This is a genomic window from Microcoleus sp. Pol7_B2, assembly GCF_036701035.1.
Taxonomy (GTDB): domain Bacteria; phylum Cyanobacteriota; class Cyanobacteriia; order Cyanobacteriales; family Microcoleaceae; genus Microcoleus.
Window position 1 is genome coordinate 158,888 of record NZ_JAUBQB010000001.1, and the last position, 24,846, is coordinate 183,733.

The window sequence follows — 24,846 nt, forward strand, 5'->3', positions numbered from 1 at the left end:
ATTTTGGAATCATCGCCGGAAACGGTGAATTTGGTGCTCTTCGGTGGCAATGTTGGCAGTAGTCCATCAATTTTGACTATTAATGATGTGCCCCCAACTGGGACGACGGCAACTCCGACGCCGACTGCGACAACTCCGGCGCCAACGGCCGTTGGAAACACGTATTTCTTCGGTGCGCCTAATTACAGCGTCACCGAGGGCAGCGCTGCGACGATTACCATCAATCGCAGTGGCGACCTTTCGATACCGGGTGCGATTACGTTCAGCACGGGTGGCGGTAGTGCTAAGGCTGGTACTGCTGGAGATTACGTCAGTGTGGTTCAATCGTTCAATTTTGCAGCCGGACAAACTAGCGTACAAGTTCCGGTTCAAGCTTTAACTGACCCTCTCACAGAGAATACTGAAACGGTGGGTTTGTTCTTGAGTGGTGGCAGTTTGGCTAGTCCGTCAGTGGGAGTTTTGAGCATTATTGATACTACTCCTGTGCCTCCGATTTCCTTCTTTTACGGTTCGTCTCCTGATCCTATTATTGATGGTGGTACTGGAGTTGTGATGATTAATCGGACTGGCGGCAATACTTCGGTTTCGGTTTCGGTCGACTATTTCATTCTTCCTCCTGGTCCTGGTGAACCTATAAACACCCAACAATACACCATTACCAATCCAGGTGGTGGGAATATTAGTGGAGGGACGCTTAGCTTTAATCCCGGTGTAACTAGCGTTAGTCTGACGATTCAGAATACTTCAGGTCCGCTGACTGGGGACGTGACTTTTGGCTTTGGCCCAGGTGCGAATGTCGGCAATCCGGGATTCGCTACAATTACTCTGATTTAAGGCTGTTGGTAGGGCGAGCAATCCTTGCTCTACTAATATGTCCTGCAAGTAGTGAAATGCTTTTTATCAGTCTGGCTCCTCACTACAGTTTTTTTCAAGAAAGTGAGGTACGCAGGTAAAATCTTCGCTGTGTGACAGTCGCTGGCACCGACAACTAATGGGATTCACCTACAGGGCTGATTGTGGGCGACATCGACCAGAATCCCATTGCTGGTGCTACTTTTGTGGCTTTCAATACATTTGCTACTCCGGTCTGATAGCACCCTTTCAAGGTAGTACTCTTAGATGCTACGCGCGTTATTCGAGTACGACCTTGAACCCTTGTATATTGAAAGAAGTAGATGGCGATTTGGTATTGGGTGGGGGTTTTTGAGATTGTCGGTTTTTGGTAATTATTGTTGGTAAAACCAGACCATAAAATTATCGATTGGATATTATTTTTTTTTTCGTTTACCTACTTAATCCTTAATTTGTTGATAAGCTTGCTGACACTGTTCAAAAGTTGAGGCGGAAGCTTCTGTATTCCCGAAATATAGTTGCTGATGTATTGTTATCACAGTTTCGTAAGGCACTGGCTGGGGTAATTGCTGGATTAATTCCAAATATTCGCCATCAGTGCGACTGGGTTGGTGAACCACGGTTCCCGCATCATTTAACCGCTGCAACACCGCCATGTAAAGACAGCGGCAAGCTTGGCGGTATTTCCCTTGTTGCTGCAAATTTTGCGATCGCAACAACCACTCTGCTACCGACAAATCGTTAATGGTTTTTTTCGCACTTCCATCAGTTGTTTGATTCCTCTTTTTGAAATTATGAATATAAAAACGTAACAGTTGCCAAATCTGCCAACTCGCCCAGACTGCGAGCAATGCTAAGATTAACCAAAAGACCGCTTTAGCGATCGCCCCTAAGATGGGGGAATCAAACCAAGATGGCAATTTGACATTCGGTATATTTTGGGCAGTTTTTAGTTCCCACCACTCCTGCAATCGCTGTTGCGACTGTCCTAATTGCCAACCAAAATTAGTTTTCTCAAAGGAACTTTCAGACATAGCTTTACATCAATGAGTAATTTTTTGATGGCGGATTGGAAATTTTTTTATTCTATCATTATCCCCAAATTCCCGACTTTTTAAAGACATCGGGGATAAGAAAGGGCGATCGCATTTTACGTTTGATTAGGTTGACTTAAATGCCGAGTTATTGTCCCTAATCCAAATCGCCGCGCGATCGAGAATCGCATTTGATCGCATTTGACTGATAGTCTTCTACAGAGGCGATCGCCCAACCGATCGAACTCAGTTTGATTACCACAGAACTCTGTTTTTTGTCAACTATTTATAGACCCAAAATTGATTTTATTGAATTTTCCTTCTTCCTCAAATCCGTTATATCCCGATTCAGTGCGCGTTGCCGAACTGCCTTATGCCATAACTTTTGGGATACTTAACAGCCTCATAAGAAATTTTATAAAGATTTACAAAAGAAACGTGTCAGAATGAAGACAATAAGGTAATGGGTAAAAGACAAGGAGGCACTGATGGTAGCGCTGACTGAACGAGTCCAACGCAGATTGACGGTGGAAAAAGTCGAAATTGCCCCTGATACAACGGCAATTCGATGCCTGGACTGGGATAGAGACCGCTTTGACATCGAATTCGGACTCAAAAACGGTACAACTTACAACTCATTCATCATTCGCGGTGAAAAAACCGCCCTCGTCGATACCTCGCACGAGAAGTTTCGCCAACAATACATTGATACTCTGACGGGGGAAATTGACCCGAAAGAGATTGACTATCTAATTATCAGCCACACCGAGCCAGACCACAGCGGTTTAGTCAAAGACGTGCTGGCGCTGGCACCCCAAGCGATTGTCGTGGGGGCGAAAGTAGCAATTCAATTTTTAGAAAACCTTGTACACCAACCATTTGAGCGATTGGTAGTAAAAAACGGGGACAAACTAGATTTAGGAAACGGCCACATTATCGAATTCGTATCGGCGCCGAACTTACACTGGCCCGATACTATTTTCAGCTACGACAGCAAAACTCAAGTGCTGTTCACCTGCGACGCTTTCGGGATGCACTACTGTTCCGACAGCACCTTCGATGACGATTTAGCAGCAGTTGAGGAAGATTACCACTTTTATTATGAGTGTTTGATGGCTCCCAATGCTCGATCGGTACTCGCTGCGATGAAGCGGATGGCAGAGTTGGGAGAAATCGGTACAGTTGCGACCGGTCACGGCCCGCTGCTGCGGCACAACGTAGTTGAACTCACCGGGCGCTACAAAAAGTGGAGCCAAGCGCAAGCTAAAGCAGAAACCACTGTAGCGGTATTTTACACCTCCGACTACGGATTTAGCGATCGACTCAGCCAAGCGATCGCCCACGGTATCACCAAAACCGGTGTCGCTGTGGAAATGATGGACTTGAGAATCGCCGACTTACAAGAAGTTGCGGAACTTGTCGGTAATGCTGCCGGCATCGTAATTTGTTCGCCACCGAGTGGCGGTACTGCTGCGGTGAATGCCGAAGCCGCAATCAACACAATTTTAGTTGCAGCTAACAACAAACAATCTTTCGGTTTGTGCGAATCTGGCGGCGGCGATGACGTATCTATTTACCCGCTGCGAAACAAGTTCAAAGAGTTGGGTTTAAAAGAAGCATTTCCCAACATTTTAATTAAAGAATCACCGACAGAAGCGAGTTATCAACTTTGCGACGAAGCCGGCACCGACTTGGGACAGTGGCTGACGCGGGACAAAGCAGTCAAACAGATGAAATCCCTCGACAGCGACCTCGATAAAGCTTTGGGACGAATCAGCGGCGGACTGTACATCATCACCGCTCAAAAAGGTGATGTTAGCGGTGCGATGCTAGCTTCTTGGGTAACTCAAGCTAGCTTTAAACCGCTGGGTTTAACAATAGCAGTTGCGAAGGATCGGGCGATTGAATCGATGATGCACGCGGGAGATAAATTTGTTCTCAACGTGCTCGAAGAAGGCAATTATCAAACTTTGATGAGGCACTTTTTAAAGCGTTTTGCTCCTGGTGCCGATCGATTTGCCGGAGTTAAAACTCAACCTGCAACCAACGGTTCTCCGATTTTGACGGATGCTTTGGCGTACATGGAATGCCAAGTAGTCAGCCGGATGGAGCTTTCGGATCATCATATCGTATATGCGATCGTCGATAGCGGCCGCGTATCCAATCCCGATGCACTGCCGGCAGTTCACCACCGCAAGGTCGGAAATCATTATTAGGTAGGAAGTTCGGGTGCTTATGCGGCATCTTACCTACGCAAAAACTCTCAACGTGGGGTGCTTATGGCGAACCTTACCGGCAGCTAAACTTACGGTGCGCCATAAGCCTTTTCTTACCTTTTGCTTCTCCATTTTCACTAGGGGAATTGCCAATGCCTGCCAATCTTTTAGAAGACCGAGATTACACAATTATTATTGCCAGAAGCGATGCCAGCAGAGACCCTCAACATCCTTGGTATGAGGAATGGGTAGAAGCACAGGCATCTCTGATCGACTTAGCAAAAAAATGTCAGCAATTTGACAGCGACGGCATCACTCTTTACGAAGCTTCTACTCCTATGTGGAAGTATAAAAATTCCAATGTTGCCCGGTTAGCTGAAATTTTGCAGCGACAAAATACGGAACCGGATTCAGCAAAGCCGACTACAATTCATTTGGAAGAAGCTCTGAAAGCAACTTTTAGCGATTATTTCGCAAACAAAACAGATGGCAAAGGGAAGAAAGGAGCAATAATTGTTGCAGTCCTAGATCAAAAACCAGAAAATACCGCTGCTGTCGCTGAAATTATTGTAAGTGCGGCAAATAAAATAGAGAAAGATGAAGAAATTGGAGTGAGCTTTATCCAAATTGGGGATGATTTGAAAACCCGGGAATTTCTGACTGACCTGGATACCAATTTACAGGGTAGAGGTGCAAAGTTTGACATTGTAGATACCAAGTTTTGGCACGAAATCAAAAGAAGTTCTGTAGTTCAGTTTCTCATAGGTGCAATTAATGACTAACACTTTGACTCCAAGACTGGCTTCTGATACCAAACCCCGCGACGTGCAGTTTATCCCGATCGCACTCGATACTTTTATTGTGCGATCGCGCACTTGGGACAGACTCAAATTTGAAGTCGAGTATTCGCTGCAAAAGGGGACGACAGCCAATAGCTATATTATTCAAGCTGACAAGACTGCTTTGTTCGACCCGCCGGGGGAATCTTTTACTGAAAATTACCTGGAATTTTTGCAGAAACGGGTGGACTTGACCAAGCTGGATTACATAATTTTGGGGCATTTCAATGCTAACAGGTCAGTAACAATTAAAGCTCTGTTAGACTTAGCTCCTGAAGTAGCTTTGGTTTGCACTAATCCCGCCGCAATTAGTTTGCGGGCCGCTTTCCCCGACCAAGAATTAAACATTATGATCGTTCGGGGAGAAGAAACTCTCAACTTAGGAAAAGGTCACGCCTTAAAATTCATCGCGACTCCAACTCCCCGTTGGCCCGATCAACTTTGCACCTACGATCCGCACACTCGAATCGTGTTCACTGACAAACTATTTGGAGCTCACGTTTGTGGCGACCAAGTATTCGATGAAGGGTGGAGCGTTTACAGCGAAGATCGGCGCTATTATTACGATTCCCTGCACGCATCTCAGGCAAAACAAGTGCTGACGGCAATGGATAAATTCGCCGATTTACCAGCAGCATTTTATGCTCCCGGTCACGGCCCGATTGTCCGTTACGGCCTTAATGAACTGAGCAATTTGTATCGAGAATGGAGCCAGCAACAAAATTCAAAAGACTTGACAGTTGCTTTGATTTATGCTTCTGCTTACGGAAATACGGCTACTTTAGCCCAGGCGATCGCCAGAGGAATTACGAAAGCCGGCGTTGCGGTGGAAAGTATCAACTGCGAATTTGCCGAACCGGGAGAAATTAAAGAGGCGATCGAAAAATGCGCGGGATTTATTATAGGAACTCCCACGCTAGCAGGACACGCTCCGACCCAAATTCAAACTGCTTTGGGAATAGTTTTATCTACTGCAACTAAGAGCAAATTAGCGGGGGTTTTCGGTTCTTTTGGCTGGAGTGGAGAGGCGATCGACTTAGTGGAAAACAAGCTGAAGGATGCTGGCTATAGAATTGGATTTGAGCCGATTCGAGCCAAATTTAAGCCGACGGCGGCGACGATTCACGAGTGCACAGATGTGGGAACAGATTTTGCTCAAGCTTTGATTCGATCGCAAAAATTGCGGGCACCGAAACCGCAGTTAGCAGCAGGAAGCGATCGCACTGAACAAGCAGTAGGGAGACTCGTTGGTTCGCTGTGCGTAGTCTCGGCGAAGCGGGAGGATGTCACCAGTGCGATGCTGGCTTCCTGGGTGTCGCAAGCAACTTTTAATCCGCCCGGTGTGACCATTGCGGTGGCGAAAGATCGATCGATCGAATCTTTGATGTATGCCGGAGATAAATTTGTGCTCAACATCTTAGCAGAAGGGCGGCAGTTGCGGAAGTATTTCATGAAAAACTTTGCTCCGGGAGAAGACAGATTTGCCGGAGTCGAAACAATGGAAGCTAGCAACGGCTGTCTGGTTTTGACTGATGCTCTAGCTTATCTGGAATGCCAAGTGATAAGTCGGATGGAATGCGGCGATCACTGGGTAGTTTATGCGGCGATTGACAACGGTCATTTGCTGCAAAATGACGGGGTGACAGCGGTGCATTACCGGAAATCGGGGACTCATTATTAAGCTACGGCTAGGACACGGCATTGCCGTGTCCATACAAATATATCGAAGTTTTTATCTGGGTTAATCCGCGTTCATCTGCGGTTTAAATAAAACCGATTTACTTGTCCTCAGCAGTCTTTTCCGGCCAGAGATAAATAGCGCCAGAAATCAAAGTTAAAGCCACAGAAATCCAAAAAGCAATTACTGCAGGAAAATTCCACGCTTCAGACAAAGGAGCAATTAAAAGTGCGATCGCCACAATCTGACTCACCGTCTTCAATTTGCCCCAAATATTAGCTCCCGAAATCGTAGTTTTATTAACACGCCACCCCGCAATCGTCAACTCCCTGCCCAAAATCAAAAATACCCCCCAAGCCGGGACTCTACCCAACTCAATCAACACTAAAAGCGGCGCGAGAACCAACAATTTATCCACCAAAGGATCGAGGAACTTACCCAAATCGGTAATTTGATTCAGCTTCCTAGCCAAATAGCCGTCCAGCCAATCAGTAGCTGCAGCTACCACAAAAATTGCGGTGCAAATCCAGCGGCTTTGAGCGCTTGGGTCGTACAAACCGTAGAGCAGGAAAGGTACTCCCAGCAAGCGAGAAAAAGTGATCAAATTAGGCAAATTCATAAATCAAAAATTAAGGGCTACTCTACGAAGGCTTTCCTTAATTTAACATTTACACGACTTATAATCAGGTGGATTTACTTAATTAAACAACCTTCTGATTATACTTGTCACAAGATTGGAGAATTTATCGGATCAATTTGTTGTGTCGCCTCGCGCGATCGAATTCGATTTTTACTCCCGATTGGCGATCGTAACTGGCTAGAAAAATTCTGAAACAGAGTTCACTAGCTCAGGCTAATCTTTGGCGATCGCGGCTACCGACAAGGCCAAACTGGGCAGGGAAATTGGCATGAAGAAAAAGAATCTGCGGATTCCTGGTCAAAGACTAAAGTCCTGGTGCCTTTAAAGAGACATCAGGAGATAAAAACTGTCAAGGGACAGAATATAGATTTGTGCGGTTGTGGCAAGAAAAAATGAACTTATTTACCGCGTCTAAAGCCTGTTTGCGCTTGGTTGGGGCTTAAAATTTGTTTAAGTCCCGTTAATTAAAAGGGTGATTCCTCAACGAAATGCGAGGCGTTAAATTGACGCACTCCTTGAACCACAGCTAGCGTTTCCGCTTGAGAAATCGGAATTCCGGCTTCAGGCGTGACGTAGATCCGAGTGCTCGGAGTAGCAACCCCGTTAACTGTCAGCGAGATGTTCTGGAACGATAGCTGCTCAAAGGTAATTCCCTCCAGTAAGAAGAAGTCAGTGCCTTTCACGAAGTCCACGATGTAGTCACCAGGAGGAGGAGTAATAACTGGCTCACCGGGATCGATGGGTTCGGGCACAAAATCGGTGAATAACAACTGGAAGTAGTCGGTGTCAGCCCCGCCGGTTAGCGTGTCGCGGGCAGTTTGAGTTTCCGCATCTTCGCCCCCAAACAGCAGGTCAATGCCAGCGCCACCGATGACGCGATCGACTCCTGCATTACCATCCAGGAAGTCATCGCCTGCACCACCATTGAGGATGTCATCGCCAGCCAGTGTTTCAGGAACTCCCTCGTCGCCATAGATAGTGTCATTGCCACCCAGACCACTGAGGTTGTCATTGCCCTCTCCGCCATCAATGAAGTCGCCTTCAGCGCCACCCCTGATGGTTTCTAAGCCAGTGCCACCGATCAGAGTGCTGGTGCCAGCACCACCGTCGAGAATGTCATTGCCATCGCCACCATCGAGGAAGTCAATACCATCGCCACCAAGTAGGAAGTCATCTGCGGCATAGCCAAAGAGCGTATCATTGCCTACGCCACCATCGAGGGTATCGTTGCCGCCGCCTGCTAAGCTGTCGCCTTCTCCGTAGAGGGTGTCGTTGCCGCTGCCGCCAACCAGGGAATCTGCTCCGCCAAAAATTTCGCCTTTTTCATCATCGCCGTAGATCTTGTCATCGGTAAAGCCACCAATCACGGTGTCATCGCCAAGACCACCAAACCCCGTATCCTCGAAACCTACAAAGAGTCGGTCTCTTCCAGCCCCACCATCGAGGAAATCTTTACCATCGTTGGCATCGTCGGCATTTGAGCCTCCGTACAGGATGTCATTGCCATCCTCGCCAAACAAGGAGTCTTCGCCTGAATCGCCAAAAAGTCGATCGGCTCCGATTCCACCGTGCAGGCTGTCCTTCTCCAGCCCACCGTAGAGGAAGTCGTTACCATCCTCACCGTATAGATCGTCTTCGCCGTTTTCTCCAAAGAGACTATCGGCTCCAGCACCACCATACATAGTGTCTTTGTCGTCTCCACCGTAGATGCTGTCGTTAGCGCCTAAGCCATACAGCAGATCTTCCTTGCCAAAGCCGCGAATGACATCGGCGTTATTGGTTCCGGTCAGAGTATCGGGTTCTGGAGTTCCATTTCTGATAGCCATAATGTTCTCCTGTTGTTATGTAAGTGTGTCGTAGTGTTATGTGAACTGTCGGCATCCCACAAAAGTGATTAGTGCACCCTAGAATTCGGTGCTTCGTTACCGCTGGCAATCCTCACCATTTCCCCCCTTTCCAACGTTGAAAAGGGGGATGCCAAGGCATGGAGAGGAGAAATAAAATGCGAGAAATCATCACAAAGACTCCGGTTGAGATAATGTCCAATCGATCGCCTTAATTGAAATATCGAAAAGCCTTACTGTTAAAGCCTTGTCATTAGGGGTCCAGCGAAGCGGAGGGAATTGCTCGGACTTGATAGGAGGTTACGAGAACTGGAAGATGGGACGATTGGTCGAGCTGATATTGGTGCTGACATTAGCCGCCGTAAACGAAGTGTTGGCTAGGGTGATCAACAGCGCGCCTGTGCCAAAACCGGCATCACCAGCAATGCCATTACCCGATCGCAATTGAGTGTTCGCGCCAGATTGCACCACATCGATCGCTGCAATGCCGCTGAAGGATAGGATGTCTCCGCTGGAGCCGAGGGTGAAACCATTAACGCGATCGGAACCATGACCGCTGCGGTAGTAAATGGTATCTCTGCCACCGCCGCCCGTGAGGGTGTCATTTCCCGCCGCACCAAACAACGCATCCTGGCCCGGGCCGCCTGTCAGGATATCAACACCGCTACCGCCATCCAGGTAATCATCCGCGTCACCGCCCTGGATGGAGTCATCGCCGTCGAGCCCGAAGAGGTTATCTTTGCTGCCGGTTCCAGTTAGGGTGTCGTTGCCGCCAGTCCCGATCGTCAGACCCACGGCATCGAGTGCATTGACCCCGGTCATGTTCGCCCCGACCATGGTGGCATCGGTGAAGTTGGCTTTGACCAGGTTGGCATTAGTGAAGTTGGCATTGGTGAAGTCGGTACCGATAAAACTCCCCACTTCCAGGCTGGCATCTGATAGATTGGCGTTTCTAAACTTGGTCAGGTGATCTCCAACCGCCTCCTTCAGGTTTGCCCCTGCCAGGTTTGCCCCTGTAAAGTTGGCTCCAGCCACATTACTCTTCTCAATAAGAGCGTTGTCTAACTCGACTCCACCCGTCAGGTTAGCGCCAACGAGAATTGCTCCAGCCAGGTTGGCATTGCTGAGATCGGCACCAACCATGATTGCATTGCTCAAATTAGCACCGTCCAGGAATATGCCTTCTGCATTGACCTGAGTCAGGTTCGCGTTGTTCAACTCAGAATCTGCGAAACTAGCACCGCCCATTTGAGTGCGCGTACCATTCTCATGAGCGCTGAAGTCAGCACCAGCCAGATTGACATCTTCGGCACTAAAGCCAGTCATATTGGCTCCGCGAAAGCGAGAAGTTGTCAGTGTCAATCCATCGGGTGGGTCAGTATCCGTCAGATTAACCTCACTCAGGTTGGCAAGGTCAAAGATGGAGTTGCTAAGGATAATGTCTGTGAAATTAGTTGATGCGTCGAATTGAGCGCCGGTAAAGTTCGCATTGATCAACAAGGTGCCTTCGAGACCAGCACCCTGGAATTTGGCATTCGTCAAATTGGCACCCGTAAAGTCAGCCGCTTTCAGATTCGTCTTATAGAAATCAGCACCCGTAAAGTTGGCTCCCCTTAGGTTCGGTCGGTTCGACTGTTCGCCGCTGAGATTGGCCTCATGGAGAATGGCATTCGTCAGGTTGGCGTTGGAAAGGTTGATGAATTTTGTGCTGATCAGCGACAGATTTACTCCAGTTAGGTTGGCGCGACTGAAATTGACGTTTTCTAAGGTCGCTTTATAAAAATTCGCCGGTTCAAAGCTGGTATTGGCAGCAAAAATCGCATCCGTTGCATCTACATTCAGGAGAAAGGCTTCTTCAAAGTTGGTACCTCTGAGTTGAGTGCGGGTACCTTGAGCGTTGCGCCTGAACAAGACATTTTCCAGTCTCGCTTTAAAGAATGTGGAACCATTCAGGTTTTGCCCACTAAAATTATTGCCGACCAAACTTTGATTGCTAAAGTTTTGCGCTACCATTTGTAGTTACCAAAAAGTGAAAACTTATGTTTTGAAGAGCATGAAACAATTGGTCTTGACTTTAGACTTTAGACTCAAATATTTTTAATAGCTGAATCTGGCTACATCTTATGAGAGCCCCAAATTTTTCACAACCGGCAAAGGCTCTTCTTTACACAAACTTTAAAAAAAAGCACACTTTTATAAAAATTTGGTAAATTTATTCTAAAAAAGCATAATTCTTTATAAGAAAATCCAGTATTTTTACTGAAAAAGCACAAACTGATTCTAACTATTCGCTGTTATGGCCTTCGTCAGGGCAACGCTCTTGACTCCTGAATTCTGCTGTAAGTGCTGCGGGTTCTGGGTATGCTGTTTCTTATTCAAAACTTACGCAACTGGCACAATTGGTAGGGTTGCCCGAAACCTAAAACCCTTGATAATCGCCCAATAACAACGAGGTCTGACGCACCATACAAGTTGACTTAAGTGTGACAGTTGCATAAGTCCTATAATGTTTATCTAATAACCCTCGATAAGTCTATATACTTACCGATAACTATCGGTGCGAATATCCGAAGTAATTGTGAGTGGCTCTAACAATTTTTGGCATTGCTGCTGCTAGAGGATAGATAGCCAAACTCCCCAACCCGCAGGCAACTAGACTATTTTTTTTATGATAATTTTGTAATTTAAGATACAGAATTTAATAGAGAATTGTGGATTTAAAAAATATCTCAATCGACCTGCAATTCCTGGTATTGAACGACGATCGCATTCGGCAGCTTCTGGCACAACCAGCAGGCGATCGATCGCAGACCAAGCACCCATAACCCCCGCACAAATCGCCTGATTAATCCCCACTGGCGACATTCCCGCGCGGCTGATCAAAGTATTCAATTCGCGGTTCAACTACTGCACAAAAGGCACTCCCAGCAAGCTATAAAAAGTAATCAAATTAGGCAAATTCATAATAGAAATAAGTTCTGCCACAAAGCAGTGTACGGGATTTAACGGATATAACATATCTCAGGAAGAAGTCAGAAGTCGATCGCGCAATTCATTAACTGTCGATCCAGTTCTATGATATAATCTTTGCCGTAAGATAGATTTTCTAATCCTTGTACCAGATTTTCTGGCAAGTCTTGGGCAATTTCATTGCTACAGGAACCAGCAGCTAAAGCAATAGTTGCTACCGTATCAACATCTCCCGAAAAAGCAATGCAATCTTGGAGCAGTTTGCTCATATTATCATTTCGCATGACCGCAGTAATAGCTGCTCTAACACAGTCCAAACCTTTAACGCTGACTTCTCCTTGCCAAGGTATCGACCACTCACCAGCGACGTGCCTTTCTATAAAATTTCCCAAATTCTTCTTTAAACCTAGCTGATAAATAAAGTAATGGGACATCAAAGCGGCCGCTATAGCTGCTTTAATGCCATCAGGAGTATTGTGAGTAATTGCAGCTTGAATGGTAGCATTTTCAATGACTTTTTCAATAGTAGGAAAAATGCCAATGGGCCCGGCTCGCATCGCAGATCCGCTTTTATCACTAGCGGAGTGAATTTTTTCTAAGAATTCTTTTCCGTCTTGAACTTGTAGCAAAAAATTGTAAAATTTGCCAGCATAACCAAATCGCCGATCGCGCTGAAAAGCTGCAACAAATTTGCTGGCTAAAAGTTCCGGCGTCCAAGGTTCTCGGCTGACGATAGCTTCTGCGACGGCTAAACTCATCTGCGTATCGTCTGTGTAGCATCCAGGCTGGATGTCGTGACGGGGATGCTTGATGTAACCGTTGAGATTGTTGTACATTTCGATCGTCTGCTGATCAACAAATTCAAAACCCGCACCGTAAGCGTCACCAATCGCTAATTCTATTAACATACATTTAATCCGTTTCCAACTATTTCATCCCGTGTTTTTTCCTAAAATTTTAAATCCAAAAACAACCCAAAACAGCAAGTCTATTAACACGCACCGTTTTTACTCAAGACAACCAAAATTGTTTTGCAAATCAGAGTGATGTCGTAGACAACAGACCACTTGCCCTGATAGTCGAGATCCATGCGCACAATCTCGTCAAAGTCTTTAACTCTAGACCGTCCGTTGACTTGCCACTCCCCAGTCAAACCGGGTTTGACATTTAAACGTTGCCAGTGGAACTCGTCATAGGCAGCAACTTCATCAGGAGTTGGCGGCCGAGTTCCCACCAAACTCATGTCGCCAACTAACACATTCCAGAATTGAGGTAACTCGTCCAAACTCGTGCTCCGCAAGAAGCGGCCGACGCGGGTAATTCGCGGGTCATTTTCATTCTTAAAAATGTGACCCTTGGCTTGATTGCTAACTAAATGTTTAAGATTTTCTGCACCGACAACCATCGATCGAAATTTCCATATTCTGAAATGTCGCCCTTTGAAGCTGCAGCGGACTTGACTGTAAAGCAGCGGGCCCGGATTGTCCAACAGCATCGCCACTGCCACCGGCACCGCCACCACAGCAGTAATTGCCAGTCCTAGCAGCGCACCCAAAATATCGATCGACCGTTTTACCTTGCTCGTTACGGAGCGGTGATGCTGTTGTTTTGATACACAGACTTTGTAAGTATATTCTTGAAAAAATAAGGACAGCATTTCTGATAATGATGATTTCGACGAGGCACCCATCGGAAATTTCATGTGATTTGTCTCAAGTTTAACGATCTCTTACGTCCATCTTATTAGCCATCTCAAATCTGCAGAACCTGAAATGCTGAGCTTTGCACAATCTTTAAAAACCAATAACACTTTTATAAAGTTTCTATGTATTTTTTATAAAAACGTATAAAGTTTATGTAAACTTACGTACATTTACAGAAAAAAGTTAGTCCTGGACGCAAAAAAACCTGGTTTCGACTAGGACTCTTCCCGGAAGACAGGGAGGATTCTACTGAGAAACCGGGTTTTTTGCCGTTTAGCGATAAATATCAGTGCGAACATCCCAAGCAAGTGTTAGCGGCTCTAACAACTTTTGCTGGCTGCTAGAGGCGAGTTTGCCTAAATATTCGCGAACAACAAAGGCGTGTTCGAGATTCAACCGATAACCCCGCGCGACATCTTCAAAGAAAAGTGGCTCAGCCCAAATTGCTTCCCAATCAGGATTTTGCCTCGACTCCTCGGCCAGCAGCATGAAATCTTCCTCCGCAGGCACAAGTCCCGCCGGCAAACTTCCTTCCAAAATCCGCAAAATCCGGGGTTCGCAGGTACGGGTATTCACGCCCTGGCGTTCCAACAACTGCAAAATTTCCTGAAAGCTCAAAGTTTCCCCGCCCAAAACCTTCATTAATTCCCACAGCAGAAAAAAGTCGCTGTACTGCTGTTGCGACACATCCAAAATGTGAGGATAGAGAGCCAAACTCGCCAACCCGCAGGCAACTCGACCAAATTTTGGGGGGGAATTTGTACTTTGAGATACAGAATTTAATGCAGAATTATCAATCTCAAAAATATCTCGATCGACCTGCAATTCGTGGTCTTGAACCACGATCGCATTCGGCAGCTTCTGCCGCAACCAGCGGGCGATCGCAGGCCAAGCACCCATACCCCCCGCACAAATCGCCTGATTAATCCCCGCCGGCGACATTCCCGCGCGGCTGAGCAAAGCATTCAATTCACGATTCAACTGCTGCACAAAAGGCACTAAAACCAGACTTTCCAATTCTTTGCGCTTCACATCCCAATGCTGCTGGCCAATATCTAAAGCAAAACTTTTTTGATGTTGCAAAATAACTTTTATTTGCCTTGCCGCTTCTAACAATTGCAGACCAAAAGCAGAACCTTGTAACCGCTGCTGCAATTGATAGCGGCTCGGCAAATCTGGATGCCCCGGACGTGGCAAATCGATCGACATTCCCCAAGTTTCATTTTTAGCCAACAACTGACAGATAATATCCTGATCGAAAGCATCGCCCGCAAAACCAAAACTCTCGCAAGTAAAATCAGCACGAGTTAAATCTTGAAGATTGGACGGCAACTCAACTAAAGCTAATTCCACCGTCGCCGCCCCCGCATTCAAAATCAAAGTTCCTCCGCTAAAAGACGAAGCATTCACAGTCAGCGGTGCAGCTTCTTCACCGCCCTTAGTAGAATCCACGGCTGACGACTCGACTTCCATGCCATTTTTCACAGGAGTTACAGCCGCAAGCAAAGTGGCGATCGCATCTTCCACCACAAAAATTTGCGAACCAGAAGCCACCAGAGACGCGCCCAAAACTGCCTCCCGCAGATTAAACATATAAACATCCGACCAGCCCGCAGGAGTCCCCAAAATTACACCCTGCAAGTCTAAAAGCGCCGCATCGAGAGTTTCTGGCGTTAGTCCCGAAGCCCTACAAATTAAATTGGAAACTGGCAATCCTGCAAAAATCGTTCTTGGTGCAGAATCCAAAACTTCCCCCGATCCGTCAAATTTTTGCCCCCGCAAACTCGGATTCAAAGTAGCCAGCAGCGCCCGCACACCTTGCAGTGGCAAGGCGATCGAAAAAGCCTGCAAGGGCGACCACTGCAACAGCGGTTCGTACATCCCAGCAGCCTCCCGCTGATAAGGAATGCCCACCTTTAAAGGCAATTTAAAATTTTCCAGTAAAAATTCTCCAGCAGCCAAAGCCTGGGGTCGGAATCCCACCGACTTGACTGTCACCTCTGACCCTGGGCTTCCTGGGGCTGTTTCCGCCAGCACCGCAGCCGAGGGAATCCGAAAGCTGGCGTCTGCTGGGGAACCCTCAGCCTGCGATGCTTCCCAGTAAATCGGGTGCAACTGGCCGCTGGTGCGATCGAGCAAAGCCGCAGACAGGCCACTGGAACCGAAATCAATGCCCAAATACCAGCTAGAATTCCGGCGTTCTCTGGATGGGGCGATCGCACCTGCTGCAGAATGCCCAGCCGAGTCTTGCTGCTGTGTCCCGGCAAACTCGCTAAAATCGGTTTTCCCCTCAACAACTCCTGCTTTACTCTCTGTCGAAATTAGGTTTTTTTTTTACTTTCTGGAGGACTCGATCCCAGTTCGTTAGTTTCGGCAGTTTCTGCAGGGGGAGAATCAGTCAAAGGTCGATCGGTCTCGCTCAAACTAGCCAAAATCTCGTCTAGGGTCAAATTCGATTCGTCTTCCTCAGCAAACAAATCATCCTCAAGTTCGTCCTCCAAAACAAAGGGTTCATCATCCGAGGAGAGTTCCAACACATCGGAGAACAAATCCTCCAGCGTGCCGAGTTCTTCCTCTGCCGCCTCCGCAAAGGGATTGTTTGCAATGCCTTCGGGGGGACTCGCCGATAAATCCAAGTTGTTAGCGGCTGAGAAATTCGATCGCCCGAAGCTAGTATTTTCCAATCCCTCCAGATTGTAGAGGTCTGCCTCCAAAAGTTCCAGAGTATTGTTGTCCAAATTTAGAGCTCGATCGAGGTCATCTTCTAATGCCTCGACAGGCAGCAAATCCTCGTCCGGCGAAGCTTGGATGTACCCATCATCAAGCCGTTGCGAGGATGAGTCGAACTCGCCAGTTTGAACGTCACCGGCACTCGGCACACGGGACTCGGCACTGGGGAGGTTTGGGCTAATTTCGGCAGGCGTTCTCAACGGCAAAGCTGCTGATTGAGGGACAGTAGCGCCGAACTGCTCGCCTCGGTTTTGAACCGTTTCTAGATTTTCTCGATCGTCCGCGTCAATTTGCAACTCAGCAGTTGAGGGTGGTGCTGCTGAAACTTGAGGTACTGTTGCCACTTCCGGTTCAAATAAATCGGCACTATCTAAAGTTAGAGCGTCTACAGAATTACCCATTACAAAGTCTGAATCTTCATCTACTAAAATCTCTTCCAGAGATTCGCCTTCCTCCAGCAAATTTACAAACAAATATTCGGTCATTTTTAGCGACTCGGCAGTTTCTTTATCCGTCGCCGATTGATATTCTACACCTTCACTTTCGGTCTCAATTACAGTATTCTCTACCGGGAAAGTTTCGCTTTGTAATTCTACTTCAGGAACCGCTTCTCCCGCGAACAAACTTGCATACAAATCCTCAATCTCTTCGTCTTTTTCTGTTAACCTATTCTCAGATTCACCGCCAGTAAATCGAGTTGCATTTCGAGATATTTCTGGTGTAGAACCCAACAAATTATCTTCCAACTCCGGGAGCAAAATAGGGGATTGAATGCGGTCGCGTTCGCGCCTCAACTGTCCGTATTGCGGAGAAATTTCTGTACCGGCGTAGGGAAATCTGTCTTGTTCTCCGAATTCACCGGTGCGAATTTCCTGCACCGAGTCTCCCGTCTGAGTCTCTGCGGCTGAGTGCTCGATGGCAGTATTTGAAAGGGCGGGAGCGACAGAAGATTGATCGGCTGCGGTTGGGGTGACGGTTTCGAGATTATTTGCTAAATTGATCGGCTGTTGAACGTAGGAAGACGCTTCTCGCCCCAACTGTGACGCCAAGTGGTTGACCAAAGCCGCGAACATCGCCTCGCTCTGCTGGCTCAAACCGTACATATTTTCGAGTTCTTGTCTCAAGGAAGCTTGATAGCTTTGCAGATTTGCTTGCAAAGCCTCGAACACGATAGCCATCCTAGAATCGAGACTCATCAGCAGACTGTCAGCATGAGATTGGAACAGTTGCATTTGCTCCAACCTCTGAGCCGGCGTCAGCAGCGGGTGTTCTTCTGAGGTTTGTCGGTTAAGTGTTACGTCAATAGCCGATTGTTCATCAGGCGCACTGCCCAAAGAGTATGGTGCTGCGCTGCTTTGCAATAACTGATTTTCTAGGGAACTTAGAATTTGAGAGAAATCGCTAGTCAAGGTTTCTTCCAAGCGGGCAGTCAGTACCTGCAAGAATTCACCAATGATTTGCTGTTGGTTGGCTTGTTGCTGAGCTAGGGATTGTTGCTGCTGCCGTTTTGCTTCTAGCTGTTTGATTTCTTGAATTAGAGCTTGCTGCTCTTGCCGCAGAGCTTCTATGTCTTCTTGCAGCGGCCCTGTCAGGCTGGAACGCAGGTGGCTGATTTCTCCGGTTACGGCAAGCATGATTTGCTCTGCTGCTGAGGGGCGAGGGGGGGACAGAGGCACTTTGGGAACTGGAACTGGTTCGGGGCGGACATTTGGGCGCGCGGGGGCCTTTGGGGCTGTTAGCTTTGAGTCTGAGGAAACCAGATAAGCACGAACTCGCTCTAAAAGTTGGCGCTGGTGGACAGTATCAAGAGAACCCGTCCAAGGCAAGCGGGGTGCGGGCTTGCTGAGTACCTCGTCTATCTCAGCAATCAGTGCTTGAATTTTGTACTTCTGAGAATTCAAGGGCGGAACCTCTGGGAATGCGGCTTGGGAGAAACTTTACCGAAAAAAGACTGAAGTCAGGCGGCAGCGATGCCAATAGATAGAATAATCTGAATGCGAGTCCGTCAATAATTCACTAATATTTTCTGACAACTGTTAATTAACGTTTTGTCTTCGGATAACTTCTATTGCCTATGATAGGTTAGCCGGTACTTCCGCACCAAAGGCCTGCTTCTATCAATTGCAAGTGCTGTCAAATTCTGCGGCTCAGGGGCGAGTTTCCCTGCCCGGAGGCTGATTCCTGCTCGGAAGAGCTGCGATCCATCCCGACGAACTTTTGCCTTCACCTGCTTGAACGGCGGGCCGCACACTGTCACCGCGAGTTTCGTTAGCATGGCGGCGCGCCACTATGTCTTCATCTTTCACCGACTTGGAAAAAACCTCAAACAATTTGCGATTTGGGATACCGAGATTCGGGATTGTCCCCCTACAGTCGGTTTGAGTAACCTTTTATCATAGCCTTTTATCTGTATTGGTGGCTAGATACTAATGGTACAATAATCTTGGGGTAGCAGAAAAGTTTGCTGGGAAGTGGGTGGGTTTGGGTCGCCAAGAGCGCCAGTCTTTAGGCTCGCAATGGCTGTGGATTTTGCCGATCGTGCTGACATTTGCCAGGTTCTAGGCAGTTGCTCGGATTTGGGATCTGTCTACCGTGCTTGCAGGCTTGTGCTCGTGGACTCTGCCTTCTCGACAGCAGGGCCTAGTGACAACAAATCTCTCACCAGTGTTAAGCTTTCTAAGCGAGTGCTTTCAAAGGTAATTCGATCAGCTCAGTCGTTTGCCACATTGCTAAAATTTTGTTAATAAAATTTGCTCAGTGGTATATATCTAAAAAATTATGGTATATTCTTTAGTTTCTAGCTCCCAATCAGGGCTTGAGGCTATTAATTACCATATTGAGCCTTTGACCGCAAAACTTTAGAGGTAAAATTGCCGATTTTAGATCCTTGTTTCTCAAATCTTGAATCTCAAATCGAATGACTCGGCTGCAAGCTATTTGTAACTGCCCAGCGCAGCTCAAGCGCATAAATTAAAATGATGGCCTCATGGAAGACCGCTTTAACACCCGAGATCCGAATTCTAATATAAATCAATTGATAGTTTCTACTCCTTTTTTTGCAGGATTACCCGATCCTGTAATCGAGAGAGCAACTGTCCACATCGTTACCCGCAGTCATCCGTCAAATCAAGTGATTTTACTCGAAAATGACTGGGGAACATCAGTGTATTTTATATTGGATGGTTGGGTGAAAATTCGCACCTACAACCTAGACGGAAAAGAAGTAACACTGAATATTTTAGGGAAAGGAGAATTATTCGGGGAAATGGCCGCGATCGAAGAAGCACCGCGATCGACAGATGTGATCACCCTAGCCCCGACACTGATCGGCAATATGCCATCTCAGGATTTTGTGCAGCTCATTCATACCGAGCCGCTAGCAGGCATTCGCCTAGCTCAACTGATGGCGCGTCGCCTGCGACAAGTCAACCGCCGCCTGCGTTTGCGAGAGTCCGACAGTACCTCGCGAGTAGCAGATATTCTCTTATTTTTGGCCGAGGGGCAAGGCAAAAAAATCCTGGAAACAGGAGGTACAGAAATACCGAACCTGCCACACAGAGAATTAAGCAGCCTCAGCGGGCTGGCTCGCGAAACAGTAACGCGAGTGCTGAGCAAGCTGGAAAAAAAAGGAACTATTCAGCGCGAACGTGACGTTTTGTGCATTCCCGACCTGCACGCCTTAGAGCGTCTGTTAGTCTAGAAGTATCAGAGTTTGCTTTTTTTTATTGAATCTAATTCAAAAGCACTCTCTGTTAACTAACTGATATGAATGATTTTCCGCAGGAGGTAAAGCTGTGAGTTTTAAGAAAATTTTCGCCGCCTTAGATGATTCTGAACTGGGCCACCGCGTCTTCACTCAAGCTTTAGAATTAGCTCTCAACGATCGCGCCCAGGTGATGCTATTTAACTGCGTTACTGTCAGCACCATGGGGGAGACGGCAGTGCCAATTCCGGTAGATTTGGGGATGAATGTCGAGTTAATGGATCAAGCTTATCAAGCTCAACGTTTGCGGCTGGAAAGGGAGGAAAAACACGCTTCGGGTTTGCTGAAAAATTACTGCGACGCTGCAGCAAACAAAGGATTGCAGGTAGAATTTGACTGCAAAATGGACGGCGATCCGGGGCATTGTATCTGTGAAGCCGCGGAAAATTGGGGCGCAGATTTAATAGTGTTGGGGAGGCGTGGCCGCACGGGGCTCGCAGAAGCTTTCCTCGGCAGCGTCAGCAATTATGTCGTTCACCACGCATCTTGTTCGGTTTTGGTAATCCAGGAAGTCAAAATCGAAAAATAATGCTGCTGAAAATTTTTGCTGAGATAATCCATCTAAAATAAGACTTGCGTTCCTACCTAAACTCGGTTTCTGCGAGCAATATTAAATTTGGCGGCGAGGCATCCAAACAGTGAAACCGGGAATCAGCCGTATCGGGCGCAAGTCCCGTAAAATCTAAAATCTAAAATCTAAAATCTAAAATCTAAAATCGGGAATCAGCCGTATCGGGTCTAAGTCCCGTAAAATCTAAAATCTAAAATCTAAAATCTAAAATCGGATGAGTGATTTTTTGTCAGCAGATGCTGCGTCTAATTCGAGTAATTCTCCTAGTACAAATAACGAGCCGCAAACCGCCGATATTTCAGCAATGGCTGGCGATCACCCAAATCCAGATCCGGGGAAGCGCGGCTCTGGGGAAGCGCCTTTAAGGCTTGTAGAAACGGCTTTTTTGGCAAGTACCGCTAGCTTAATTTGGCTGGTAAATTATTACTTTCCGCTGGGGCCTTTGCTGCGGGTTTTTTTCCCGATACCCATCGCCCTGGTTTACTTGCGCTGGGGCAACCGAGCCGCTTGGATGGCAGCTTTGGTATCGGGTTTGCTGCTGTCGGTACTGATGGGCCCGACGCGGAGCATTTTATACGTGATCCCTTTTGGAGTTATGGGAGTTGCGCTGGGAGGACTTTGGAGGCGCAAAGCGAGTTGGTCACTCTCTATTAGTGTGGGCGCTCTCATTGGTACTGTAGGCTTCTTTTTTCGGTTTTGGCTGCTGTCAGCGTTGGTGGGTCAGGATCTATGGGTTTACGTAACCGCCCAGGTAACAGAGATGGTGGAATGGGTGTTTGTGAAGCTGGGCTGGCTTAATGTACCGAGTTTGAACACAATTGGGGCGATCGCCGCCGGGATGATTTTGGTTAACAATATTGTCTATTTATTTGTAGTACATTTAGTAGCTTTGCTGCTGTTAGATCGTTTGGGAAATCCAATTCCGCGGCCGCCGCACTGGGTGCAACTTTTGATCGATTATGAAGAGTAGTTATTGGGCATCGGGCATCGGGCACCGGGCATCGGGCATCGGGCATCGGGCATCGGGCATCGGGCATTGCTAATTGCTAATTGCTAATTGCTACTAAATAACTAATGACTAATAACTAATAGACCTCTCTTGCAAAACAAGTCTTGAACAGGCAAGATGCCTGTTCCACAATAATTATTGCAGAGGTCTAATGACTGCTGACTACTGACTACTGACTACTGACTACTGACTACTTTATGATTGGTATTTATACAGAAATTGAACAGGGGCAGCGGTGGCTCGATCGCTATCGGGGACGAAAACCGATATTTGCCTGCGTGTTAGGATTTACCGCTACTGGCTTAATTCCGGGGATTTCAGCAGCAGGTGCAACTCCGCACGATCGACAATTTACTTGTTTAGCCGATGCAGAATTTTTGTATAACGGCCCCCAACCGTCGCCCCAATATCCTTTGCCGCCCCTAGAAGCGGGTGCCTCGCCGGTACTGATCTCTCGCGCTGTAGTCGAAGCTTTGGAACTTCCGCTTTACCTATTTAATGCTGGTTTGCCCCTCCCACCTCCCGTACCTGCAATTGATTTGGGCGGCACTCCGGCAAAGTGTGTGATTTCTGGGAATGCTTTAGAACTCGAAACAGTCAAACATTTGCTCGAACAAGGTTTAATTTGGGGAGCTAAATTGGCTGCTCAAACTAATGGCAGCTATTTAATTTTAGGAGAGTGCGTAGTTGGGGGAACGACTACTGCTTTGGGCGTGTTAATGGGTTTGGGTATTGCAGCGGCGGGCAAAGTTAATAGTTCTCATCCTCGCTGCAATCACGCTCAAAAATTGGCTGCGGTGACAGCGGGACTCAATAATGCTGAGTGGGAAATTGGCGGACAAAACAGCACTCCCCTCGAATTGGTAGCGGCGGTGGGCGATCCGATGCAAATAGCGGTGGCGGCAATGGCGATCGCCGCGAGTCGGACTTGCGGGGTGCTTCTGGCTGGGGGCACGCAAATGCTGGCAGTGTACGCTTTGATGCAAGCCTTAGCCCGTGAATATGCTCTCTTTTGGCGTCCCGAACAAGTTGCGGTGGGGACTACGCGCTGGGTGGCCGAAGACCCTACAGGAGACACTTTAGGACTTGCTAATGATATCGGCGGTGTGCCTCTGTTGGCCGCGCAGCTAAGTTTTGCTGGATCTCGCTACGGGCAACTGCAAGCTTACGATCGCGGCTATGTTAAAGAAGGTGTCGGTGCGGGAGCTTGTGCGATCGCCAGTGGTTTGACTGCAAATTGGACTCCTCCTCAACTCCTTCAAGCTGTTGAAGCTTTAGCCTCGCGGTGTGAAATTATATCGATTCCGGTGGCACCGGAATGATTGTTGACTTTTGACTGTTGACTGTGAGTCAAAAAAATGAAAATTGCCCGAATTATTTGTGGGCCTCGGGATTCGACTTTACGCCCGACTTTTGAAGCAAGGATTTGAGATCATTCCGGCGCAGCCGGAATTGATATTAAACATTAGAAAGTCGTGGAGGCAAAAAACCCGCTTTTTACTAAAAATATTGGGGTTTGGCCACGACGAATACACTCCCCAACCGGGTTTTGAGTTTTCTGTGCATCCAGGAAGGTTAGGAATTAAACATTAAAAATTCAGAGGCGGCGATCGAGCTGCGAACATTGTTTTGCTGCTCACCCAGCTTCGTTTTGGCTGAATAATTATATCACTTTCTGTAGCATTTTTGCTCTCAGATTTACAGAATTTTCTACACAATATCTGGCTTTGATGCAGTATTCTCCCTGCTAATTACGGGAGATAAAAAACTCTATGCAATGAATCTATAAGTAGACGAGCATAAATCAACGCAACTTGTATTTTTTTTTGATTACTACCCGATCCCCGCTAGCAATATTTAATTAGGCCCGCCTAGATGTTGCGAGTGCATTCTTTTGGAGAGCAACTGTTCTTCCAAGGCTGCAATTCGATTGTAAGCTGCTGTTAGCTGAGCTGTTAAGCGCTGGATTTGAATCTCTGCGCTCAGCTCTTTTTCCAGGCTTTGAGAATTCTTGTCGAAATAGCTGTCATCTAACAGTATGTCCTTGTGTTCGAGAAGACCGTCGAGACTGCTGTAGCTTTGATAGGGCGAGGTTTTGTCATTTCCTACCGTTCCAGAGCGATCGTTTCTCTGTTGCTGGGTCAGCTTCGTCTCCTTGGCCGACTCCAAGAGCTTTTCATTGAGGTTTTCTATGAGTTTGTAGAGGGCCTCGACTTGTTGGCTCAATACTGTAACTTGCTGGCGGAGCGCTTCCATACAATCATCCTTTGGCTCGTAACTTAATATCTTTACATTTTAGGTAAATCTTTACATAACTTGGATTTATCACTAAATTATTTAATTTTTGACGTAATTGTTGTGTTCCTAATCCTGACGGTAGATTTAGGGAGCCAGCTTGAAGATAATCGATCGCCATTGGTGAGTCGATTGTAGATTTTAGATTTTAGGTTTTAGATAGTCTTGGACACAGGAACCGGGTGGGTTAACGCCCGTACTTCGTTCAAACCTTCAATCAGAGCTAAAACGTCGGGTTTGTGAGAGTGGGATCGCCGAGAGTCCTATTAGATTGACTTCGCTCTCGCCAGTGCTTTCAGGATTCAGATGAATGGATTTTTAGTTTTTTTAGTTATTAAGCTGTCGCCGATTTAAAAAGAATTTTTCACTTCTGTTGTGTAAAAAGCCTCATCCAACGGCAGATAGCAGCGCTCTGGTTGTTTCGTTATATTAAAAAATGTAACACAGATGCAGTCGATCGACCCGGCTGGCGAACACAACTGGCTCAAAGGAACTTGCAGCACAGAAATTAGGCGTTAAGTTGAGGGAGTTTTCGGCATCGGAAAGCTTGATCGACAAGTTAGAAGGTAGAATCACGGCAAGAGTCAAACAGACTCAGAGCGCAGCAGAACCGAGTACAATGGCTCTGTGTTTGAAAAAGAAATAAGACAAATCGGCGCCAACTACCGGACTCGACAAACAATTATTTCCCCGGCTGTAGAA

Annotated in this window: 20 protein-coding genes; 9 read left to right on the forward strand and 11 right to left on the reverse strand. The window is 47.1% G+C overall.

Annotated elements, in window-relative coordinates:
• Nucleotides 1-834, forward strand: an 834-nt coding sequence (locus QUA57_RS00635) for a Calx-beta domain-containing protein (protein ID WP_333058902.1), incomplete at its 5' end; no start/stop codon positions are given.
• 458 nt (nucleotides 835-1,292) lie between these two features.
• Here the strand turns inward: QUA57_RS00635 and QUA57_RS00640 are convergent.
• Nucleotides 1,293-1,886: a DUF4129 domain-containing protein gene (locus QUA57_RS00640; protein ID WP_333058903.1), complete on the reverse strand. Its 594-nt coding sequence runs from the start codon at nucleotides 1,884-1,886 to the stop codon at nucleotides 1,293-1,295.
• Nucleotides 1,887-2,374: 488 nt separating this feature from the next.
• Here QUA57_RS00640 and QUA57_RS00645 point away from each other — a divergent pair, with 488 nt between their 5' ends.
• The 3 genes from QUA57_RS00645 to QUA57_RS00655 all read left to right on the forward strand — a co-directional run bounded on the left by QUA57_RS00645 (nucleotide 2,375) and on the right by QUA57_RS00655 (nucleotide 6,622).
• Complete coding sequence (locus QUA57_RS00645; RefSeq protein ID WP_333058904.1) at nucleotides 2,375-4,102, forward strand: diflavin flavoprotein; 1,728 nt, start codon at nucleotides 2,375-2,377, stop codon at nucleotides 4,100-4,102.
• Between the two features lie 152 nt (nucleotides 4,103-4,254).
• On the forward strand, nucleotides 4,255-4,884 hold the full coding sequence (locus QUA57_RS00650; RefSeq protein ID WP_333058905.1) for a hypothetical protein: 630 nt from the start codon (nucleotides 4,255-4,257) through the stop codon (nucleotides 4,882-4,884).
• A complete protein-coding gene (locus QUA57_RS00655) occupies nucleotides 4,877-6,622 on the forward strand; it encodes a diflavin flavoprotein (RefSeq protein WP_333058906.1) in 1,746 nt (581 codons plus the stop codon). The genes QUA57_RS00650 and QUA57_RS00655 overlap by 8 nt, the downstream gene beginning before the upstream one ends.
• Before the next feature lie 97 nt (nucleotides 6,623-6,719).
• Here the strand turns inward: QUA57_RS00655 and pgsA are convergent, their stop codons facing one another.
• The 9 genes from pgsA to QUA57_RS00700 all read right to left on the reverse strand — a co-directional run bounded on the left by pgsA (nucleotide 6,720) and on the right by QUA57_RS00700 (nucleotide 18,836).
• A complete protein-coding gene (pgsA, locus tag QUA57_RS00660; RefSeq protein WP_333058908.1) occupies nucleotides 6,720-7,238 on the reverse strand; it encodes a CDP-diacylglycerol--glycerol-3-phosphate 3-phosphatidyltransferase in 519 nt (172 codons plus the stop codon).
• A 485-nt stretch (nucleotides 7,239-7,723) separates the two neighbouring features.
• Nucleotides 7,724-9,085, reverse strand: a complete 1,362-nt coding sequence (locus tag QUA57_RS00665; RefSeq protein ID WP_333058909.1) for a calcium-binding protein — start codon at nucleotides 9,083-9,085, stop codon at nucleotides 7,724-7,726.
• Between the two features lie 318 nt (nucleotides 9,086-9,403).
• Nucleotides 9,404-11,116, reverse strand: coding sequence for a pentapeptide repeat-containing protein (locus tag QUA57_RS00670; RefSeq protein ID WP_333058910.1), 1,713 nt, complete (start codon nucleotides 11,114-11,116; stop codon nucleotides 9,404-9,406).
• A 639-nt stretch (nucleotides 11,117-11,755) separates the two neighbouring features.
• The gene (locus tag QUA57_RS00675; RefSeq protein WP_333250892.1) at nucleotides 11,756-11,995 is read right to left on the reverse strand and encodes a hypothetical protein; all 240 of its coding nucleotides are present in this window, start codon (nucleotides 11,993-11,995) and stop codon (nucleotides 11,756-11,758) included.
• Nucleotides 11,996-12,135: 140 nt separating this feature from the next.
• Nucleotides 12,136-12,981: an ADP-ribosylglycohydrolase family protein gene (locus tag QUA57_RS00680; RefSeq protein WP_333058912.1), complete on the reverse strand. Its 846-nt coding sequence runs from the start codon at nucleotides 12,979-12,981 to the stop codon at nucleotides 12,136-12,138.
• Nucleotides 12,982-13,064: 83 nt separating this feature from the next.
• Nucleotides 13,065-13,730 (reverse strand): sugar transferase, encoded by a 666-nt coding sequence (locus QUA57_RS00685; protein WP_333058913.1) that lies wholly within the window; start codon nucleotides 13,728-13,730, stop codon nucleotides 13,065-13,067.
• A gap of 319 nt (nucleotides 13,731-14,049) precedes the next feature.
• Nucleotides 14,050-15,954, reverse strand: coding sequence for a hypothetical protein (locus QUA57_RS00690; protein ID WP_333058914.1), 1,905 nt, complete (start codon nucleotides 15,952-15,954; stop codon nucleotides 14,050-14,052).
• A gap of 143 nt (nucleotides 15,955-16,097) precedes the next feature.
• Complete coding sequence (locus tag QUA57_RS00695) at nucleotides 16,098-18,407, reverse strand: hypothetical protein (RefSeq protein ID WP_333058915.1); 2,310 nt, start codon at nucleotides 18,405-18,407, stop codon at nucleotides 16,098-16,100.
• Between the two features lie 246 nt (nucleotides 18,408-18,653).
• Nucleotides 18,654-18,836 (reverse strand): hypothetical protein, encoded by a 183-nt coding sequence (locus QUA57_RS00700; RefSeq protein WP_333119684.1) that lies wholly within the window; start codon nucleotides 18,834-18,836, stop codon nucleotides 18,654-18,656.
• A gap of 656 nt (nucleotides 18,837-19,492) precedes the next feature.
• Here QUA57_RS00700 and QUA57_RS00705 point away from each other — a divergent pair.
• The 5 genes from QUA57_RS00705 to QUA57_RS00725 all read left to right on the forward strand — a co-directional run bounded on the left by QUA57_RS00705 (nucleotide 19,493) and on the right by QUA57_RS00725 (nucleotide 23,442).
• The gene (locus QUA57_RS00705) at nucleotides 19,493-20,206 is read left to right on the forward strand and encodes a Crp/Fnr family transcriptional regulator (protein ID WP_190663937.1); all 714 of its coding nucleotides are present in this window, start codon (nucleotides 19,493-19,495) and stop codon (nucleotides 20,204-20,206) included.
• Between the two features lie 94 nt (nucleotides 20,207-20,300).
• Complete coding sequence (locus QUA57_RS00710) at nucleotides 20,301-20,798, forward strand: universal stress protein (RefSeq protein ID WP_333058916.1); 498 nt, start codon at nucleotides 20,301-20,303, stop codon at nucleotides 20,796-20,798.
• A 256-nt stretch (nucleotides 20,799-21,054) separates the two neighbouring features.
• Nucleotides 21,055-21,810 carry a DUF2232 domain-containing protein gene (locus tag QUA57_RS00715; RefSeq protein ID WP_333058917.1) on the forward strand — a complete coding sequence of 252 codons (756 nt, stop codon included), beginning with the start codon at nucleotides 21,055-21,057 and terminating at the stop codon, nucleotides 21,808-21,810.
• A 236-nt stretch (nucleotides 21,811-22,046) separates the two neighbouring features.
• Nucleotides 22,047-23,171 (forward strand): nicotinate mononucleotide-dependent phosphoribosyltransferase CobT, encoded by a 1,125-nt coding sequence (cobT, locus tag QUA57_RS00720; protein WP_333058918.1) that lies wholly within the window; start codon nucleotides 22,047-22,049, stop codon nucleotides 23,169-23,171.
• Nucleotides 23,172-23,214: 43 nt separating this feature from the next.
• Complete coding sequence (locus QUA57_RS00725) at nucleotides 23,215-23,442, forward strand: hypothetical protein (RefSeq protein WP_333250895.1); 228 nt, start codon at nucleotides 23,215-23,217, stop codon at nucleotides 23,440-23,442.
• A 264-nt stretch (nucleotides 23,443-23,706) separates the two neighbouring features.
• Here the strand turns inward: QUA57_RS00725 and QUA57_RS00730 are convergent, their stop codons facing one another.
• The gene (locus QUA57_RS00730) at nucleotides 23,707-24,105 is read right to left on the reverse strand and encodes a hypothetical protein (protein WP_333042890.1); all 399 of its coding nucleotides are present in this window, start codon (nucleotides 24,103-24,105) and stop codon (nucleotides 23,707-23,709) included.
• Nucleotides 24,106-24,846: the final 741 nt, after the last annotated feature.

Coding starts and splice junctions, on each gene's coding strand:
- QUA57_RS00715 (WP_333058917.1), top strand. CDS start 21,055: ATGAGTGATTTTTTGTCAGCAGATGCTGCGTCTAATTCGAGTAATTCT.
- QUA57_RS00650 (WP_333058905.1), top strand. CDS start 4,255: ATGCCTGCCAATCTTTTAGAAGACCGAGATTACACAATTATTATTGCC.
- QUA57_RS00705 (WP_190663937.1), top strand. CDS start 19,493: ATGGAAGACCGCTTTAACACCCGAGATCCGAATTCTAATATAAATCAA.
- pgsA (WP_333058908.1), bottom strand. CDS start 7,238: ATGAATTTGCCTAATTTGATCACTTTTTCTCGCTTGCTGGGAGTACCT.
- QUA57_RS00670 (WP_333058910.1), bottom strand. CDS start 11,116: ATGGTAGCGCAAAACTTTAGCAATCAAAGTTTGGTCGGCAATAATTTT.
- QUA57_RS00680 (WP_333058912.1), bottom strand. CDS start 12,981: ATGTTAATAGAATTAGCGATTGGTGACGCTTACGGTGCGGGTTTTGAA.
- QUA57_RS00730 (WP_333042890.1), bottom strand. CDS start 24,105: ATGGAAGCGCTCCGCCAGCAAGTTACAGTATTGAGCCAACAAGTCGAG.
- QUA57_RS00665 (WP_333058909.1), bottom strand. CDS start 9,085: ATGGCTATCAGAAATGGAACTCCAGAACCCGATACTCTGACCGGAACC.
- QUA57_RS00640 (WP_333058903.1), bottom strand. CDS start 1,886: ATGTCTGAAAGTTCCTTTGAGAAAACTAATTTTGGTTGGCAATTAGGA.
- cobT (WP_333058918.1), top strand. CDS start 22,047: ATGATTGGTATTTATACAGAAATTGAACAGGGGCAGCGGTGGCTCGAT.
- QUA57_RS00655 (WP_333058906.1), top strand. CDS start 4,877: ATGACTAACACTTTGACTCCAAGACTGGCTTCTGATACCAAACCCCGC.
- QUA57_RS00685 (WP_333058913.1), bottom strand. CDS start 13,730: ATGCTGTCCTTATTTTTTCAAGAATATACTTACAAAGTCTGTGTATCA.
- QUA57_RS00645 (WP_333058904.1), top strand. CDS start 2,375: ATGGTAGCGCTGACTGAACGAGTCCAACGCAGATTGACGGTGGAAAAA.